This is a genomic window from Pseudomonas sp. XP1 (genome assembly GCF_053557675.1).
The window spans coordinates 1-16279 of the sequence record NZ_JBNRIJ010000040.1; the positions used below are offsets into that span (position 1 = coordinate 1).

At 63.4% G+C, this 16279-nt stretch carries 14 protein-coding genes and 1 pseudogene; 5 read left to right on the forward strand and 10 right to left on the reverse strand.

Annotated elements, in window-relative coordinates:
- From ACK1U9_RS22980 to rpsB, 9 genes and pseudogenes are all read right to left on the reverse strand, one after another.
- A pseudogene (locus ACK1U9_RS22980) lies at positions 1–160 on the reverse strand (POTRA domain-containing protein); the annotation flags it as partial.
- Between the two features lie 74 nt (positions 161–234).
- Entirely contained in the window at positions 235–1587 is a 1353-nt protein-coding gene (gene rseP, locus ACK1U9_RS22985) for an RIP metalloprotease RseP (RefSeq protein WP_046616146.1), read from the reverse strand.
- 71 nt (positions 1588–1658) lie between these two features.
- Positions 1659–2849, reverse strand: coding sequence for a 1-deoxy-D-xylulose-5-phosphate reductoisomerase (gene ispC, locus ACK1U9_RS22990; protein ID WP_046616144.1), 1191 nt, complete (start codon positions 2847–2849; stop codon positions 1659–1661).
- Positions 2846–3661 (reverse strand): phosphatidate cytidylyltransferase, encoded by an 816-nt coding sequence (locus ACK1U9_RS22995; RefSeq protein WP_046616141.1) that lies wholly within the window; start codon positions 3659–3661, stop codon positions 2846–2848. Before ACK1U9_RS22995 ends, ispC begins: the two co-directional genes overlap by 4 nt.
- Positions 3661–4416, reverse strand: coding sequence for a polyprenyl diphosphate synthase (gene uppS / locus ACK1U9_RS23000; protein ID WP_015269194.1), 756 nt, complete (start codon positions 4414–4416; stop codon positions 3661–3663). The genes ACK1U9_RS22995 and uppS overlap by 1 nt, the downstream gene beginning before the upstream one ends.
- Before the next feature lie 15 nt (positions 4417–4431).
- The gene (gene frr / locus ACK1U9_RS23005) at positions 4432–4989 is read right to left on the reverse strand and encodes a ribosome recycling factor (RefSeq protein ID WP_025337974.1); all 558 of its coding nucleotides are present in this window, start codon (positions 4987–4989) and stop codon (positions 4432–4434) included.
- Positions 4986–5729 (reverse strand): UMP kinase, encoded by a 744-nt coding sequence (gene pyrH / locus ACK1U9_RS23010; protein ID WP_003252294.1) that lies wholly within the window; start codon positions 5727–5729, stop codon positions 4986–4988. The genes frr and pyrH overlap by 4 nt, the downstream gene beginning before the upstream one ends.
- Before the next feature lie 180 nt (positions 5730–5909).
- Positions 5910–6773: a translation elongation factor Ts gene (gene tsf / locus ACK1U9_RS23015; protein WP_046616140.1), complete on the reverse strand. Its 864-nt coding sequence runs from the start codon at positions 6771–6773 to the stop codon at positions 5910–5912.
- A gap of 186 nt (positions 6774–6959) precedes the next feature.
- Entirely contained in the window at positions 6960–7697 is a 738-nt protein-coding gene (rpsB, locus tag ACK1U9_RS23020; RefSeq protein WP_046616139.1) for a 30S ribosomal protein S2, read from the reverse strand.
- A 346-nt stretch (positions 7698–8043) separates the two neighbouring features.
- On the opposite strand from rpsB, the gene map reads away from it, so the two are divergent.
- Genes map through dapC form a run of 3 tightly spaced genes read left to right on the forward strand, consistent with a single transcriptional unit; the run spans position 8044 to position 12798 of the window.
- Positions 8044–8826: a type I methionyl aminopeptidase gene (gene map / locus ACK1U9_RS23025; RefSeq protein ID WP_004375406.1), complete on the forward strand. Its 783-nt coding sequence runs from the start codon at positions 8044–8046 to the stop codon at positions 8824–8826.
- Positions 8827–8868: 42 nt separating this feature from the next.
- Positions 8869–11571 (forward strand): [protein-PII] uridylyltransferase, encoded by a 2703-nt coding sequence (locus ACK1U9_RS23030; RefSeq protein WP_046616138.1) that lies wholly within the window; start codon positions 8869–8871, stop codon positions 11569–11571.
- A 30-nt stretch (positions 11572–11601) separates the two neighbouring features.
- Positions 11602–12798, forward strand: coding sequence for a succinyldiaminopimelate transaminase (gene dapC, locus ACK1U9_RS23035; RefSeq protein ID WP_449110205.1), 1197 nt, complete (start codon positions 11602–11604; stop codon positions 12796–12798).
- A 34-nt stretch (positions 12799–12832) separates the two neighbouring features.
- Here dapC and ACK1U9_RS23040 read toward each other — a convergent pair whose 3' ends face one another.
- Complete coding sequence (locus ACK1U9_RS23040; RefSeq protein ID WP_013971247.1) at positions 12833–14479, reverse strand: Na+/H+ antiporter; 1647 nt, start codon at positions 14477–14479, stop codon at positions 12833–12835.
- A 326-nt stretch (positions 14480–14805) separates the two neighbouring features.
- Here ACK1U9_RS23040 and ACK1U9_RS23045 point away from each other — a divergent pair, with 326 nt between their 5' ends.
- Positions 14806–15153, forward strand: a complete 348-nt coding sequence (locus tag ACK1U9_RS23045) for an ArsC family reductase (RefSeq protein WP_075043977.1) — start codon at positions 14806–14808, stop codon at positions 15151–15153.
- Positions 15154–15184: 31 nt separating this feature from the next.
- A complete protein-coding gene (gene dapD, locus ACK1U9_RS23050) occupies positions 15185–16219 on the forward strand; it encodes a 2,3,4,5-tetrahydropyridine-2,6-dicarboxylate N-succinyltransferase (RefSeq protein ID WP_063911503.1) in 1035 nt (344 codons plus the stop codon).
- Positions 16220–16279 lie beyond the last annotated feature (60 nt).

Below are 16279 nucleotides of genomic sequence, written 5' to 3' on the forward strand. Positions count from 1 at the left end.
CGGCCTGGTCGCCGACGTTCAGCGGCAAGGCACCGAAGACACTGCCGGCGGAAACCCGCTGCAGGCCGTTGACGCGGATATCGGAGATGGTGAAGGACTCGGCGTGAACTTCAGCGATCATCAGTGCGGACATGACCGCAGTTAGCAGCAGACGTTTCATGAAGTCCTTTTATTCCAACTGGCAATAAACAGCCCGCCGCGACAAGACGGCAGGTTTCGCAATTGAGCGAAGCTTTATAGTCGACCCAGATCGTTGATCAGAGCGAGCAACATCACCCCTATGACCAAACTGATACCGATCTGGACCCCCCAACCTTGCACCCGATCCGACAGAGGACGACCGCGCGCCCACTCGACCAGGTAAAACAGCAAATGCCCCCCATCCAGAACCGGGATGGGCAGCAGGTTAAGAACCCCCAGGCTTATGCTCAGGTAGGCCAGGAAATTCAGGAAATCCCCCACGCCGGACTGGGCTGAAGCGCCCGCCACTTTAGCAATGGTTATCGGTCCGCTCAAGTTTTTTACCGAGAGCTCCCCGAACAGCATTTTCTTCAGCGATTCAAGGGTCAGGACGCTCATGTTCCAGGTACGTGACAAGCCCTCCCCCACTGCATCCAGCGGGCCGTAGCTGACTTCGCGGAGCATGTTTGCAGGCCATTCGCCACCCTTTACCCCTGCGCCAAGATACCCGCCAGCCGCCTTGCCCTCGCCCTTGCGCGCCAGGGTAACAGGGACGTCCAGCGCAGTACCGTCGCGCTCGACCCGCACCACTACCTTGGCTTGCGGTCGAGCCCGCACAGCATCGACCACCTGCTGCCATTCGCCCACTGCTACACCATCGAGGGCCAGCAGCTTGTCACCGGTTTTCAGGCCCGCTGCGGCAGCTGGCCCCTTGGGATCGATCTCTGCCAACACCGGCACAATGGCCGGGCGCCAAGGGTGCAGCCCAAGGGATTGGATCGGGTCCGGCTCGTCGGCGCCCTTGAGCCAGCTGTCCAGCTTCACCTGTAGCTGGCGCTCGGCGCTGGCGCCCTCTTCACGCACGCCAACCTGCAGGGTGCCACTCTCGCCCAGACGACGAACCAGCTGCAGGTTGACCGCAGACCAACCATTGGTCGGTTTGCCGTCGATGGAGACGATTTCCTGACCTGCGGTCAGGCCTGCCGATGCTGCCAGGCTGCCAGCATCGACCGCACCGATCACCGGGCGGATTTGCTGGGTACCCAGCATCGCCAGCACCCAGAAGAACAGGATGGCCAGCAGGAAGTTGGCAACCGGGCCCGCCGCGACGATCGCGATGCGCTGGCGCACGGACTTGCGATTGAACGACTGCTCGATCAGCGCCGGCGGCACGTCACCCTCGCGCTCGTCGAGCATCTTGACGTAACCACCCAGCGGGATCGCAGCGATCACGAACTCGGTGCCATGGCGGTCATGCCAGCGCAGCAATGGCGTGCCGAAGCCCACCGAGAAGCGCAGCACCTTGACACCGCAGCGGCGCGCCACCCAGAAGTGGCCGAATTCATGGAAAGTGACCAGTACACCCAAGGCTACGAGGGTGCCGATAATCATGTAGAGCGCTGTCATATCCATCTCCGAATGATGTTCAGCGGGCTGGCATCATGCCCAGCCCCCTCGTGAACCATGGTGGGCCTGCATCAGCGACCGTGACGCCTCAGCCACTCACGGGAAAGCTCCCGGGCACGCTGATCGGCGGCGAACACCGCGTCCAGCGACGGCAGCGGTACGACGGGCTCCTGATCGAGCACCTGTTCGATCATACCCGCGATCTCCGGAAAGCGGATACGCCGCTGGAGAAATGCATCGACCGCAACCTCGTTGGCTGCATTGAGCACGGCCGGTGCGCTGTTGCCAGCCTCGGCAGCCTGCCGCGCAAGGCGCAGGCAAGGGAAGCGCTGCTCGTCGGGCGCCTGGAAATCCAGACGGGCGATGGCGAACAGGTCCAGCGGCGCCACCCCGGAATCGATCCGCTCGGGCCAGGCCAGGGCGTTGGCGATGGGTGTGCGCATGTCCGGGTTACCCAGCTGCGCCAGCACCGAACCGTCGACATAATCCACCAGGGAGTGGATCACGCTCTGCGGGTGCACCACCACCTCGACCCTGGCCGGTGCGGCATCGAACAACCAGCAGGCCTCGATCAGTTCCAGGCCCTTGTTCATCATGCTGGCCGAATCCACTGAAATCTTGCGCCCCATGGACCAGTTGGGGTGCGCACAGGCCTGTTCCGGGGTGACGTCCAGCAGCGCCTCTACAGGCGTCTCGCGGAACGGGCCGCCGGATGCGGTGAGCAGGATCCGGCGCACGCCGACTGCACTCAGGCCGCGCGCGTAGTCGCCGGGCATGCACTGGAAGATCGCATTGTGCTCGCTGTCGATCGGCAGCAGCACGGCGCCACTGCGCCGCACCGCCTCCATGAACAGCGCGCCGGACATGACCAGCGCCTCCTTGTTGGCCAGCAACACCTTCTTGCCCGCCTCGACCGCCGCCAGGGTGGGGCGCAGGCCGGCGGCGCCGACGATGGCCGCCATCACCGCGTCCACTTCCGACGCAGCCGCCACCTGACACAACCCGGCCTCGCCTTCCAGCACCTCGGTGACGCACCCCGCCGCAGCCAGGCTGTCGCGCAGTCGCGCGGCCGCCTCGGCGCTCGGCACCACGGCGAATGCCGGGCGGTGGAGCACGCACAGGGCCTGCAATTCCTCGATACGCGAATAGCCACTCAGGGCGAACACCTGGTAACGGTCGGGATGGCGCGCGATGACATCCAGCGTGCTCAGGCCGATGGAGCCGGTGGCCCCGAGCACGGTAATACGCTGCGGACGGCTCACATCACACCCCATTCGGCGGCCCACAGCAGCACGGCGAAAACCGGGATCGCCGCGGTCAGGCTGTCGATGCGGTCGAGCACCCCACCATGGCCAGGCAGCAGGTTGCTGCTGTCCTTGATGCCCGAACGGCGCTTGAACATGCTTTCGGTCAGGTCACCGACCACCGAAGACATGACCACCAGCGCGGCACTCAGCAGGCCCAGCAGGATCTGCCCGAAGCCCCAGTCGCGGCTGATACCGACCACCAGGGTGATCACCAGACTGACCGCCAGGCCGCCATACACGCCTTCCCAGCTCTTGCCAGGGCTGACCTGAGGCGCCAGCTTGCGCTTGCCGAAGGCACGGCCGGAGAAGTACGCGCCAATATCGGCAGCCCACACCAACACCATGACCGACAGGATCAGCCAGTTCCCCAGCGGCCAGTGCTTGAGCAACACCAGCCCCTGCCAGGCCGGCAGCAATACCAGCAGGCCGATCAGCAACCGACAGGCGGCACTGGCCCAGAGTTCACTGCTGCGCGGATAGGTAAGCACCAGCCAGGTGGCCAACCCCCACCAGATCACCGCGGCGCCCAGCACCCAGGGCGCCAGCTCCGGAAGGATGTACAGCAACATCAGCGCTCCGGCGACGACCACGGCATAGGCGATGCGCAGCGGTTGGGCCATGAGCCCGGCCAGGCGCGCCCACTCCCAGGCACCGAGGGTCACCACGAAGCCGATGAACAGGGCGAAATCCCCACCGTTGAGCAGGAAGAAGCCACCCAGCGCGATCGGCAGCAGGATCAGCGCGGTAATGATGCGTTGTTTAAGCATTAAGCACGAGCTCCAGCCTCGACCTGCTCGCTGGTCTTACCGAAGCGGCGCTGGCGCGAAGCGAAATCGGCCAGGGCGTTGCGCATGGCCTCGTGTTTGAAGTCCGGCCAGTAGAGGTCGGAGAAGTACAGCTCGGCGTAGGCCAGCTGCCACAACAGGAAGTTGCTGATGCGGTGCTCGCCACCCGTGCGGATGCACAGGTCCGGCAGCGGCAGCTCGCCGGTTGCCAGGCAGGTCTGCAGCAGACCCGGGGTGATGTCTTCCGGACGCAGGTGCCCGGCTTGCACCTCCCGCGCCAACCGCTGTGCGGCCTGGGCGATGTCCCACTGGCCACCGTAGTTGGCCGCGATCTGCAGGATGAAGCGGTTGTTGCCGGCGGTCAGCGCCTCGGCCTCGCGCATGGCGGCCTGCAGCTCGGGATGGAAACGCGAACGGTCACCGATGATACGCAGGCTGATGTTGTTCTCGTTCAGGCGCTTGGCCTCGCGGCGCAGGGCCGAGAAGAACAGCTCCATCAACGCACCGACCTCTTCGGCGGGGCGCTGCCAGTTCTCGCTGGAGAAGGCGAACAGGGTCAGTACCTCGACCCCGGACTCGGCACAGACTTCGATGACCGCGCGAACGGCGTCGACACCCGCCTTGTGCCCGGCAACGCCGGGCAACAGGCGCTTTTTCGCCCAGCGGTTGTTGCCATCCATGATGATCGCGACATGACGCGGCACCGAGGACGGCGCCGCTGGCTTGGTCTTTTCCATTAAAAAACCCCGGCCTTAGACGGCCATCAGGTCCTTTTCCTTGGCTTTGAAGGCAGCATCGACTTCGGCAACGTACTTGTCGGTGAGCTTCTGGATCTCGTCAGCGGCACGACGCTCTTCGTCTTCGCTGATTTCCTTGTCCTTGGTCAGTTTCTTAAGGTCGGCCAGGGCGTCACGGCGCACGTTGCGCACGGCTACCTTGGCATCCTCGGCAACGCCGCTGGCCTGCTTGGTGTAGCCCTTGCGGGTTTCCTCGGTCAGGGCCGGCATCGGCACACGGATGGTGGTACCGGCGCTGGACGGGTTCAGGCCCAGATCGGAGGTGAGGATGGCCTTCTCGATGGCAGCGCTGAGGTTCTTGTCGTGGGCGACGATCTTCAGGGTGCGGGCATCTTCGACGGTGATCGCGGCCACCTGGTTCAGCGGCATCTCGCTACCCCAGGCCGGGACCTTGACGCTGTCCAGAATGCTCGGGTGGGCGCGACCGGTGCGGATTGCCGCCAGGTTGCGGGCCAGGGCCTCGAGGGACTTGGTCATGCGCTCCTGCGCGTCTTTCTTGATGTCGTTGATCATGCTTGGCCTTCCTCGATCAGAGTACCTTCAGCGCCACCCACCACGATGTTCAGCAGGGCGCCAGGCTTGTTCATGTTGAATACCCGCAATGGCATCTTGTGGTCACGGCACAGGCAGATTGCGGTCAGGTCCATCACACCCAGCTTGCGATCCAGGACCTCGTCGTAGGTCAGGTGATCGAACTTCTCGGCATGCGGGTCCTTGAATGGATCGGCAGTGTACACACCATCGACCTTGGTCGCCTTCAGCACCACATCGGCATCGATTTCGATAGCGCGCAGACAGGCCGCGGAGTCGGTGGTGAAGAACGGGTTGCCGGTACCGGCGGAGAAAATTACCACATCCCCGGAGTTGAGGTGGCGAATAGCTTTGCGACGATCGTAATGATCGGTGACACCGACCATGGAAATGGCCGACATGACCAGGGCCGGGATGTTCGAACGCTCCAGCGCGTCGCGCATGGCCAGGCCGTTCATCACGGTGGCCAGCATGCCCATGTGGTCACCGGTGACGCGGTCCATGCCGGCTGCGCTGAGCGCGGCGCCGCGGAACAGGTTGCCACCACCGATCACCAGGCCGACCTGGACACCGATCCCTACCAGCTGGCCAACTTCCAGGGCCATGCGATCCAGCACTTTCGGGTCGATCCCGAAGTCTTCCGAGCCCATCAGGGCCTCGCCGCTAAGTTTGAGCAAAATGCGTTTATAGCGAGGTTGGCGACCACTCACCTGCTGAGCCATTGCGAGTCTCTCCTGCGGCGTACTTTTAGAAAATTCGTGCGGGCTGTTTGCAGCCTGCTAACTGTAGCGTGGCACCGTCTTGGTGCCAGCGGCGGCAGGTTTTATAAACCCTTCGCCGTTTTGACAAAGAGGCTGCGCGCGTGAGCGGGCAGCCTCTTCGGGGCGACAGACGGGGCTGTCTTACTGCTTGGCAGCAGCTACCTGAGCGGCAACTTCAGCAGCGAAGTCGTCGACTGGCTTCTCGATGCCTTCACCGACCTTGAAGTAGGTGAAGGAAACGATTTCAGCACCGGCTTTCTTGGCCAGCTCGCCAACCTTGACTTCCGGGTTCATTACGAAGGCTTGCTCTTTCAGCGAGGCTTCGGCCTTGAACTTGGTGATACGGCCGTTGATCATGTTCTCAACGATGTTTTCCGGCTTGCCAGCGATCTTGTCGGCGTTCAGCTGCAGGAAGACGTTCTTCTCGCGCTCGATGGCTTCAGCGGAGATTTCCGACGAATCCAGGAACTCAGGGTTCGAAGCCGCAACGTGCATGGCGATGTTCTTCGCCAGCTCGATGTCGCCGCCTTTCAGGACAACGGCAGCGCCGATCTTGTTGCCGTGCAGGTAGGCACCGACAACGTCACCTTCGACGCGCACCAGGCGACGGATGTTGACGTTCTCGCCGCACTTGGCAACCAGGGCTTCACGAGCAGCTTCACGCGATGCGATCAGCGGGGCGGCGTCGGTCAGCTTCTGGGCGAAGGCTTCTTCGATGCTGTCGGCAACGAAGTTCTTGAAGTCGTCTTGCAGGGCCAGGAAGTCGGTCTGCGAGTTCACTTCCAGCAGGACGGCGGATTTACCGTCGGTCTTGACGGCGATAGCGCCTTCAGCAGCGACGTTGCCAGCCTTTTTGGCGGCCTTGATGGCGCCCGAGGCACGCATGTCGTCAATGGCTTTTTCGATGTCGCCGCCGGCCTTTTCCAGGGCCTTCTTGCAATCCATCATGCCTTCGCCGGTACGCTCGCGCAGTTCTTTGACCAGCGCTGCAGTAATTGCTGCCATTTCAAAATCCTCTTGGAAAGTTTTTCAACCATTCCACCCGCTCGTCACGGGCGTTCAATTCTGCAAATCCGCTGTATTTATCTCAGCGAGCCCATGATGCGGGGCCGATGCTGACAGCAGGATTTCAAGGTGGCAAAAAGGGGGCAGAGCCCCCTTTTTGCGTGCCAAGTCGACGCTAGCGTCTAATTACTCGGCAGCAGGTGCAGCCGCTTCTTCAGCGTAAACTTCGGTGCCGCCGGCAACGTTGTTACGGCCGCGGATGACTGCGTCAGCCATCGAAGTCATGTACAGCTCGATAGCGCGGATGGCGTCATCGTTACCTGGGATGATGTAGTCAACACCTTCCGGGCTGCTGTTGGTATCGACAACGCCGATAACCGGGATGCCCAGCTTGTTGGCTTCGGTGATCGCGATGCGCTCGTGATCAACGTCGATAACGAACAGTGCGTCTGGCAGACCGCCCATGTCCTTGATGCCGCCCAGGCTGCGATCCAGTTTTTCCAGGTCGCGGGAGCGCATCAGGGCTTCTTTCTTGGTCAGCTTGGCGAAAGTGCCGTCTTCGGCCTGGGTTTCCAGGTCGCGCAGACGCTTGATCGAAGCGCGGATGGTCTTGTAGTTGGTCAGCATGCCGCCCAACCAACGGTGGTCAACGTACGGCGAACCGCAACGAGCAGCTTGCTCGGCGACGATCTTGCCGGCGGAACGCTTGGTGCCGACGAACAGGATCTTGTTCTTGCCCTGGGCCAGGCGCTCTACGAACGCCAGAGCGTCGTTGAACATCGGCAGGGTTTTTTCCAGGTTGACGATGTGGATCTTGTTACGCGCGCCGAAAATGTACTTGCCCATTTTCGGGTTCCAGTAACGGGTCTGGTGGCCGAAGTGCACACCGGCCTTCAGCATATCGCGCATGTTGACTTGGGACATGATAGTTCCTTGATAAGTCGGGTTGGGCCTCCACGTATCCCAATGACCAACCCGCGAATTCTGCAACTCGGGGCACCCAGGTCATCGTGTCGACACGTGTGTGGGTTAAGTGCTGACGGGGTCGTCCCCGAAAGCGGCGCATTTTATACCACAGACCGCGGCCGAACGGAACCCGAATGCTGTTGCGTCCGTCAGCGGCTTTTGCAGCACCCCGGCTTTCGCGCCAGAATGCCAGCTATAGACAGCAGCATGGCCGCCTTTATCCCGACCGATCGGCGCCCTGCTCTGCTAGAATCCGGCCTTTCCCGTTTGTTCGCGCCGTGCACGGCGCTGTAGAGAGCCTGTAATGACCGTCACCATCAAGACCGCAGAAGACATCGAGAAGATGCGCATCGCCGGCCGCCTGGCCGCCGAGGTGCTGGAAATGATCGAGGAACACGTCAAGCCCGGTGTCACCACCGAAGAGCTGGACCGCCTCTGCCACGACTACATCGTCAACGTCCAGCAGGCCATCCCGGCGCCGCTCAACTACAAGGGCTACCCGAAGTCGATCTGCACCTCGATCAACCATGTGGTCTGCCACGGCATCCCCAACGACAAGCCACTCAAGGACGGTGACACGCTGAACATCGACGTCACCGTGATCAAGGACGGCTACCACGGCGACACCAGCCGCATGTTCCACGTCGGCACCGTGCCGGTATGGGCGGAGCGCCTGTCCAAGGTCACCCAGGAGTGCATGTACAAGGCCATCGAACTGGTCAAGCCGGGCTGCCGCCTGGGCGACATCGGCGAAGTGATCCAGAAGCACGCTGAAAAGAACGGCTTCTCGGTAGTGCGCGAGTTCTGCGGCCACGGCATCGGCAAGGTGTTCCACGAGGAGCCGCAGATCCTGCACTACGGCCGCGCTGGCACTGGCATGGAGCTGAAGGAAGGCATGACCTTCACCATCGAGCCGATGATCAACCAGGGCAAGGCCGACACCAAGGTGCTGGGCGACGGCTGGACCGCCATCACCAAGGACCGCAAGCTCTCGGCCCAGTGGGAGCATACCCTGGTAGTGACTGCGACCGGCTACGAGATCTTCACCCTGCGCAAGGACGACACCATCCCGCGCACCTCGGCCTGACCGCACTCCGACAGGCCACCCCCACGACAGGAACGTGACGCGATGCCCCAGGTGGATCCCGAGCTGTTCGACCGCGGCCAGTTCCAGGCGGAACTGGCCCTCAAGGCGAGCCCCATCGCCGCCTTCAAGAAAGCCATCCGCCAGGCCGGCGAGGTGCTCGACAAGCGTTTCCGCAGTGGCAGCGACATCCGCCCACTGATCGAGGCCCGCGCCTGGCTCGTCGACAACATCCTGCAACAGGCCTGGAACCAGTTCGACTGGGGCGACCAGAGCGGCATCGCCCTGGTCGCGGTGGGTGGCTACGGCCGCGGTGAGCTGCACCCGCATTCGGACATCGACCTGCTGATCCTGCTGGGTGCTGCCGAACACGAGCAGTACCGCGACGCCATCGAGCGTTTTCTCACCCTGCTGTGGGACATCGGCCTGGAAGTTGGCCAGAGCGTGCGTACCGTCGACGAGTGCGCCGAGCAGGCCCGCGCCGACCTGACGGTCATCACCAACCTGATGGAAAGCCGCACCGTTGCCGGCCCCGAAGCCCTGCGCCAGCGCATGCTGGAGGTGACCAGTACTGCGCACATGTGGCCGAGCAAGGATTTCTTCCTGGCCAAGCGGGCCGAACTCAAGGCCCGTCACCACAAGTACAACGACACCGAGTACAACCTCGAACCCAATGTGAAAGGCTCGCCAGGTGGCCTGCGGGACATCCAGACGGTGCTGTGGGTGGCCCGGCGCCAGTACGGCACCCTCAACCTGCACGCGCTGGCCGGCGAAGGTTTCCTGCTGGAAAGCGAGAACGAGCTGCTGGCCTCGTCCCAGGACTTCCTGTGGAAGGTGCGCTACGCCTTGCACATGCTGGCCGGGCGCGCCGAGGACCGCCTGCTGTTCGACCACCAGCGCAGCATCGCCGCACTGCTGGGCTACAGCGACGACAACCCCAAGCGGGCGATCGAGCAGTTCATGCAGCAGTACTACCGGGTGGTGATGAGCATCAGCCAGCTGTGCGACCTGATCATCCAGCACTTCGAGGAGGTCATCCTCGCCGATGACGACAGCGGCACCACCCAGCCGCTGAATGCGCGCTTCCGCCTGCATGACGGTTATATAGAAGCGGCCAGGCCGAACGTGTTCAAACGCACGCCGTTCGCCATGCTGGAAATCTTCGTGCTGATGGCCCAGCACCCCGAGATCAAGGGCGTACGCGCCGATACCGTGCGGCTGCTGCGCGAACACAGGCACCTGATCGACGATACCTTCCGCACCGATATCCGCAACACCAGCCTGTTCATCGAGCTGTTCAAGTGCGAAATCGGCATCCACCGCAACCTGCGGCGGATGAACCGCTACGGCATCCTTGGACGCTACCTGCCGGAGTTCGGCCTGATCGTCGGGCAGATGCAGCACGACCTGTTCCACATCTATACGGTCGATGCGCACACCCTCAACCTCATCAAGCACCTGCGCAAGCTGCAATACACGCCGGTGTCCGAGAAATTCCCGCTGGCCAGCAAGCTCATGGGCCGCCTGCCCAAGCCCGAGCTGATCTACCTGGCCGGCCTGTACCACGACATCGGCAAGGGCCGCCAGGGCGACCATTCCGAGCTGGGTGCGGTGGATGCGAAGAAGTTCTGCGAACGCCACCAGTTGCCCGCCTGGGACAGCCGACTGATCGTCTGGCTGGTGCAGAACCATCTGGTGATGTCGACCACCGCCCAGCGCAAAGACCTGTCCGACCCTCAGGTGATCAACGATTTTGCCCTGCACGTGGGTGACGAGACGCGCCTGGACTACCTGTACGTGCTGACCGTGGCCGATATCAACGCAACCAACCCCAGCCTGTGGAACTCGTGGCGGGCCAGCCTGCTGCGCCAGTTGTACACCGAGACCAAGCGCGCCCTGCGCCGTGGCCTGGAAAACCCGCTGGACCGCGAGGAGCAGATTCGCCAGACCCAAACGGCGGCGCTGGATATCCTGGTGCGCGAAGGCACAGACCCGGACGACGTCGAGCAGCTGTGGTCGCAGCTGGGCGATGACTACTTCCTCAAGCACACCGCCGCCGATGTGGCCTGGCACAGTGACGCGATCCTCCAGCAGCCGGCCGATGGCGGGCCGCTGGTGCTGATCAAGGAAACCACCCAGCGCGAGTTCGAGGGTGGCACGCAGATCTTCATCTATGCCCCCGACCAGCACGACTTCTTCGCCGTGACGGTGGCGGCGATGTCGCAGCTGAACCTGAACATTCATGACGCGCGGATCATCACCTCGAGCAGCCAGTTCACCCTCGACACCTACATCGTGCTGGACAACGACGGCGGCTCGATCGGCGACAACCCGCAGCGGGTCAAGCAGATCCGCGACGGCCTGACCGAAGCGCTGCGCAACCCCGAGGACTACCCGACCATCATCCAGCGCCGGGTACCGCGCCAGCTCAAGCACTTCGACTTCCCGCCACAGGTGACCATCCTCAACGATGCCCAGCGTCCGGTGACCATCCTCGAAATCACCGCGCCCGACCGCCCAGGCCTGCTGGCCCGGCTGGGGCGCATCTTCCTGGAGTTTGACCTGTCGCTGCAGAACGCCAAGATCGCCACCCTTGGCGAGCGGGTGGAAGACGTTTTCTTCATCACCGATGCCGACAACCAGCCGCTGTCCGACCCACAGCTGTGCAGCCGACTGCAGGAGGCCATCGTCCAGCAGTTGCAGGCCGGCCAGGCCAGCGATGCCAGCCCTACCCGCGTGACCTTTTAACGATTAGACGATTGACGAGACCTTGCGCCGATGAACCATGCCTTGACCCAGCTTCAGCCCTACCCGTTCGAAAAACTCCGCGCCCTGCTGGGCAGCGTTGCGCCTGCGGCGGACAAGCGCGCCATCGCCCTGTCGATCGGTGAGCCGAAGCACGAATCGCCGGCGTTCGTCGCCCAGGCCATGGCCGACAACCTCGACAAGCTGGCAGTGTACCCAAGCACCATCGGCCTGCCGGCCCTGCGCCAGGCCATCGGCCAGTGGTGCGAGCGGCGCTTCGGCGTACCGGCCGGCTGGCTGGATGCCGACCGCCACATCCTGCCGGTCAACGGCACCCGTGAAGCACTGTTCGCCTTCACCCAGGCCGTGGTCAACCGCGCCGATGACGGCCTGGTGGTCAGCCCCAACCCGTTCTACCAGATCTACGAAGGCGCAGCGCTGCTGGCCGGTGCTACCCCGCACTACCTGCCGTGCCTGGAGAGCAACGGGTTCAACCCCGACTTCGACGCCGTGCCGGCTGAAGTGTGGAAGCGTTGCCAGATCCTGTTCCTGTGTTCGCCGGGCAACCCCACCGGCGCACTGGTGCCGATGGGCACCCTGAAGAAGCTGATTGCCCTGGCCGACGAGCACGACTTCATGATTGCCGCCGACGAATGCTACAGCGAGCTGTACTTCGACGAGGATGCCCCGCCACCAGGCCTGCTGACTGCCTGTGCGGAACTGGGCCGCAGCGACTTCAAGCGCTGCGTGGTATTCCACAGCCTGTCCAAGCGCTCCAACCTGCCGGGCCTGCGCTCGGGCTTCGTCGCCGGTGACGCCGAGATCATCAAGCCGTTCCTGCTGTACCGTACCTACCACGGCTGCGCCATGCCGGTACAAACCCAGCTGGCCAGCATCGCTGCCTGGCAGGGCGAGACGCATGTGCGCGAGAACCGCGACCAGTACCGCGCCAAGTACGATGCCGTGCTGGATATCCTGCAACCGGTGCTGGATGTGCAGCGGCCGGATGGCAGCTTCTACCTGTGGGCCAAGGTGCCAGGCGACGATGCCGAGTTCACCCGCGACCTGTTCGAAGCCCAGCATGTGACGGTGGTGCCGGGGTCGTACCTGTCGCGCGAAGTGGATGGCGTGAACCCGGGCGCCGGGCGTGTGCGCATGGCACTGGTTGCGCCGCTGGCCGAGTGCATCGAGGCGGCAGAGCGGATTCGCGCATTTCTGCAGAACCGCTGATTCGCTCAAGGGGGGCGCTTTGCGCCCCTGCGGTCTACCTGACCGACCCTAGGTTCGCTTCACTCATATCCAGCTCACCGAGCACCTGGCGTACCACTTCATCCCCCACCAGGTGCTGGCGATGCAGCTCATACAGCTCCAGCCGCTGCGCCCGCAGCGCCCGCAAGCGCAAACGCCGCTCCAGCAGGTCCATCTGCTCGGCCAGCGCCTTGGCTTCGGCGCTGTCGTTGTAGCTGTCCAGCTCATCGCGGTATTCCGCCATCAAGCGCGCCTTCAACTCGGTCGCCAAGGTCGCCTGCGCGGCATCCTGCGGCGCATTGCTGTCGATCACTTCCTCTGCCTCCAGCGCATGGATCGCCGCCTCGGCCGTACGTCGCCAGGCCTCCTGCACTTCCTGGTGCAAGCGCTCGTCCGGGCTCTTGGTCACCCCGCGCAGCAACAGCGGCAGCGCGATACAGGCACTGATCAACGACAGCAGGATCACCCCGGCCGCAATGAAGATCAGCAGGTCACGCTCCGGGAAGGCCTTGCCTGCACCCATCAACAACGGGATCGACATCACGCCGGCCAGAGTGACCGCACCGCGCACCCCACCCAGGGTCAGCAACCAGCAAGAGCGCGCCGTGGGCATCAGCACCAGCGCCGGCTTACCGCGCCAGCGGCGTACCACGCCGATCGAGCGCCAGATGCTCTGGACCCAGATGAACCGCAGCAAGATCAGCGCCACAAAGATCGCCACCACGTCCAGGCAGCGCCAGGCCAGGGTCGGCCAGACGGTGGGTTCATGGCTGACCACGGCCTTGATGATATCCGGCAGTTGCAGGCCCAGTAGCAGGAAGATCAGGCCGTTGAAGGCGAACTCCAGCAGCGACCACACGCTGCGGTTGAGCAGACGGGTGCTGGTCTGCCGTGGCAGCAGGTCGAGCCAGCTCTGCATCATGCCGGCCGCCACCGCCGAAAGGATGCCCGACACGCCCAGGCGCTCGGCCAGCACGTAGGCGGCGAACGGCAGCAGCAACATGAACACCACGTGGGTGGCCGGGTCGTCCCAGCCGCGGGCAATCATCCAGGCACGCAGGCGGCCGATCAGCCAGCTCAGGGCCACGCCTACCGCCAGGCCGCCCAGGGCGACCAGTACGAAGCTGAAGCTTGCGTCGGTCAACGAGAACACCCCGGTGATCGCCGCCGCCAGGGCAAACTTGAAGGTCACCAGGCCCGAGGCATCGTTCATCAGGGCCTCGCCCTGGAGCATGTGCATCAGCGGGGTGGGCAGGCGGTCCTGGGTAATGGCCGAAACCGCCACGGCGTCGGTTGGCGACAACACTGCGGCCAGGGCGAACGCCACGGGCAGAGGGATGCTCGGCAGCAGCCAGTGAATGAAGTAACCCGCCCCGACCACGGTAAACAGCACTAGACCCACGGCCAGCGCCACCACCGGCCCACGAATGCGCCACAACTCGCGCTTGGGAATACGCCAGCCATCGGCGAACAGCAACGGCGGCAGGAACAGGAACAGGAACAGCTCGGGGTCCAGTGCCACATGCAGGCCCAGTGTCGGCCACGCAAGCAAGGCGCCGGCGGCGATCTGTACCAACGGCAAGGGCAGCGGAATCATGCGGCCGACCAGCTTCGACACGCTGACCAGCGTCAGCAGGATGAGGACGGTGTAGGCGGACTGCATCCGGGAAAGCTTCCTTTGTGAACCAGAAACGACAACAGGGCGAAACATCGCCATTGAAACAATATGTTAGCGGCGATGGGCGATTCAGGGCCGCTGCACGATAGTCGCAGGTGGCGGATGAATATGTAACATGATGATACTTCGGTTTGTCGGTGGCGCAGGTTCGACCTCTTGTCGCTTAGCAGATGCATGCCTTGAGTCTTGCAGTGCCTGTGAGACGCAAGACATGCACACCCGTGGCGCTCACAGGATCGTTCACGCATAATCCCGCGACTGAAATCGGAAAACGGAGAGGTTGGGGCCGCCTGTGATCCCCAATGCACACAATGACCTACACGCTCTACGGCATAAAAGCCTGTGACACCATGAAAAAGGCACGTACCTGGCTCGAAGACCAGGCCATCGCCTACGAATTCCACGACTACAAGACCCAAGGCATCGACCGTGACAGCCTGAACCGCTGGTGCGACGAACACGGCTGGGAAGTCATCCTCAACCGTGCCGGCACCACCTTCCGCAAGCTGGACGACGCCAGCAAGGCCGACCTCGACCAGGCCAAGGCCGTCGAGCTGATGCTGGCCCAGCCGTCGATGATCAAGCGCCCGGTGCTCGACCTTGGCGCGCGTACCCTGGTCGGCTTCAAGCCCGACCTGTACGCCGCTGCCTTGGCCTGAGCCCCTACCCTATTTCGCACGAGGTAATCACATGTCCAATACCCTGTTCAGCCTGGCCTTCGGTGTCGGCTCCCAGAACCGCCAGGGCGCCTGGCTGGAAGTGTTCTACGCACAACCGCTGCTCAACCCGAGTGCCGAACTGGTCGCTGCAGTAGCCCCTGTTCTCGGTTACCAAGGTGGCAACCAGGCCATCGCTTTCAGCAACGCCCAGGCCGCGCAACTGGCCGAAGCCGTAAAAGGTGTGGATGCTGCCCAGGCCGCTCTGCTGACCCGCCTGGCCGAAAGCCACAAGCCGCTGGTCGCCACCCTGTTGGCCGAAGACGCCGCGCTGACCTCGACCCCAGAGGCCTACCTCAAGCTGCACCTGCTGTCGCACCGCCTGGTCAAGCCGCACGGCCTGAGCCTGGCTGGCATCTTCCCGCTGCTGCCGAACGTGGCCTGGACCAACCAGGGCGCGGTCGACCTGGCCGAGCTCGCCGAACTGCAACTCGAAGCGCGTCTGAAGGGCGAACTGCTGGAAGTGTTCTCGGTGGACAAGTTCCCGAAAATGACCGACTACGTGGTCCCGGCCGGCGTGCGTATCGCCGACACTGCTCGCGTGCGCCTGGGCGCCTACATCGGCGAAGGCACCACCATCATGCACGAAGGCTTCGTCAACTTTAACGCTGGCACCGAAGGCCCGGGCATGATCGAAGGCCGCGTTTCCGCTGGCGTATTCGTCGGCAAGGGCTCGGACCTGGGCGGCGGCTGCTCGACCATGGGCACCCTGTCCGGTGGCGGCAACATCGTCATCAAGGTAGGCGAAGGCTGCCTGATCGGCGCCAACGCTGGTATCGGCATTCCGCTGGGCGACCGTAATACCGTCGAAGCTGGCCTGTACATCACCGCCGGTACCAAGGTGAACCTGCTGGACGAGAACAACCAGTTGGTCAAAGTGGTCAAAGCCCGCGACCTGGCCGGCCAGACCGACTTGCTGTTCCGCCGCAATTCGCTGAACGGCGCGGTAGAGTGCAAGACCCACAAGTCGGCCATCGAGCTGAACGAGGCGCTGCACGCGCACAACTGAGAATCCGTCACCCCCTGTAGACGCGAGCTTGCTCGCGAACAGCGGAATCTCAGCGTTTGA

Coding starts and splice junctions, on each gene's coding strand:
- rseP (WP_046616146.1), bottom strand. CDS start 1,587: ATGACAGCGCTCTACATGATTATCGGCACCCTCGTAGCCTTGGGTGTA.
- ACK1U9_RS22995 (WP_046616141.1), bottom strand. CDS start 3,661: ATGCTTAAACAACGCATCATTACCGCGCTGATCCTGCTGCCGATCGCG.
- uppS (WP_015269194.1), bottom strand. CDS start 4,416: ATGGAAAAGACCAAGCCAGCGGCGCCGTCCTCGGTGCCGCGTCATGTC.
- frr (WP_025337974.1), bottom strand. CDS start 4,989: ATGATCAACGACATCAAGAAAGACGCGCAGGAGCGCATGACCAAGTCC.
- pyrH (WP_003252294.1), bottom strand. CDS start 5,729: ATGGCTCAGCAGGTGAGTGGTCGCCAACCTCGCTATAAACGCATTTTG.
- tsf (WP_046616140.1), bottom strand. CDS start 6,773: ATGGCAGCAATTACTGCAGCGCTGGTCAAAGAACTGCGCGAGCGTACC.
- rpsB (WP_046616139.1), bottom strand. CDS start 7,697: ATGTCCCAAGTCAACATGCGCGATATGCTGAAGGCCGGTGTGCACTTC.
- map (WP_004375406.1), top strand. CDS start 8,044: ATGACCGTCACCATCAAGACCGCAGAAGACATCGAGAAGATGCGCATC.
- ACK1U9_RS23030 (WP_046616138.1), top strand. CDS start 8,869: ATGCCCCAGGTGGATCCCGAGCTGTTCGACCGCGGCCAGTTCCAGGCG.
- dapC (WP_449110205.1), top strand. CDS start 11,602: ATGAACCATGCCTTGACCCAGCTTCAGCCCTACCCGTTCGAAAAACTC.
- ACK1U9_RS23040 (WP_013971247.1), bottom strand. CDS start 14,479: ATGCAGTCCGCCTACACCGTCCTCATCCTGCTGACGCTGGTCAGCGTG.
- ACK1U9_RS23045 (WP_075043977.1), top strand. CDS start 14,806: ATGACCTACACGCTCTACGGCATAAAAGCCTGTGACACCATGAAAAAG.
- dapD (WP_063911503.1), top strand. CDS start 15,185: ATGTCCAATACCCTGTTCAGCCTGGCCTTCGGTGTCGGCTCCCAGAAC.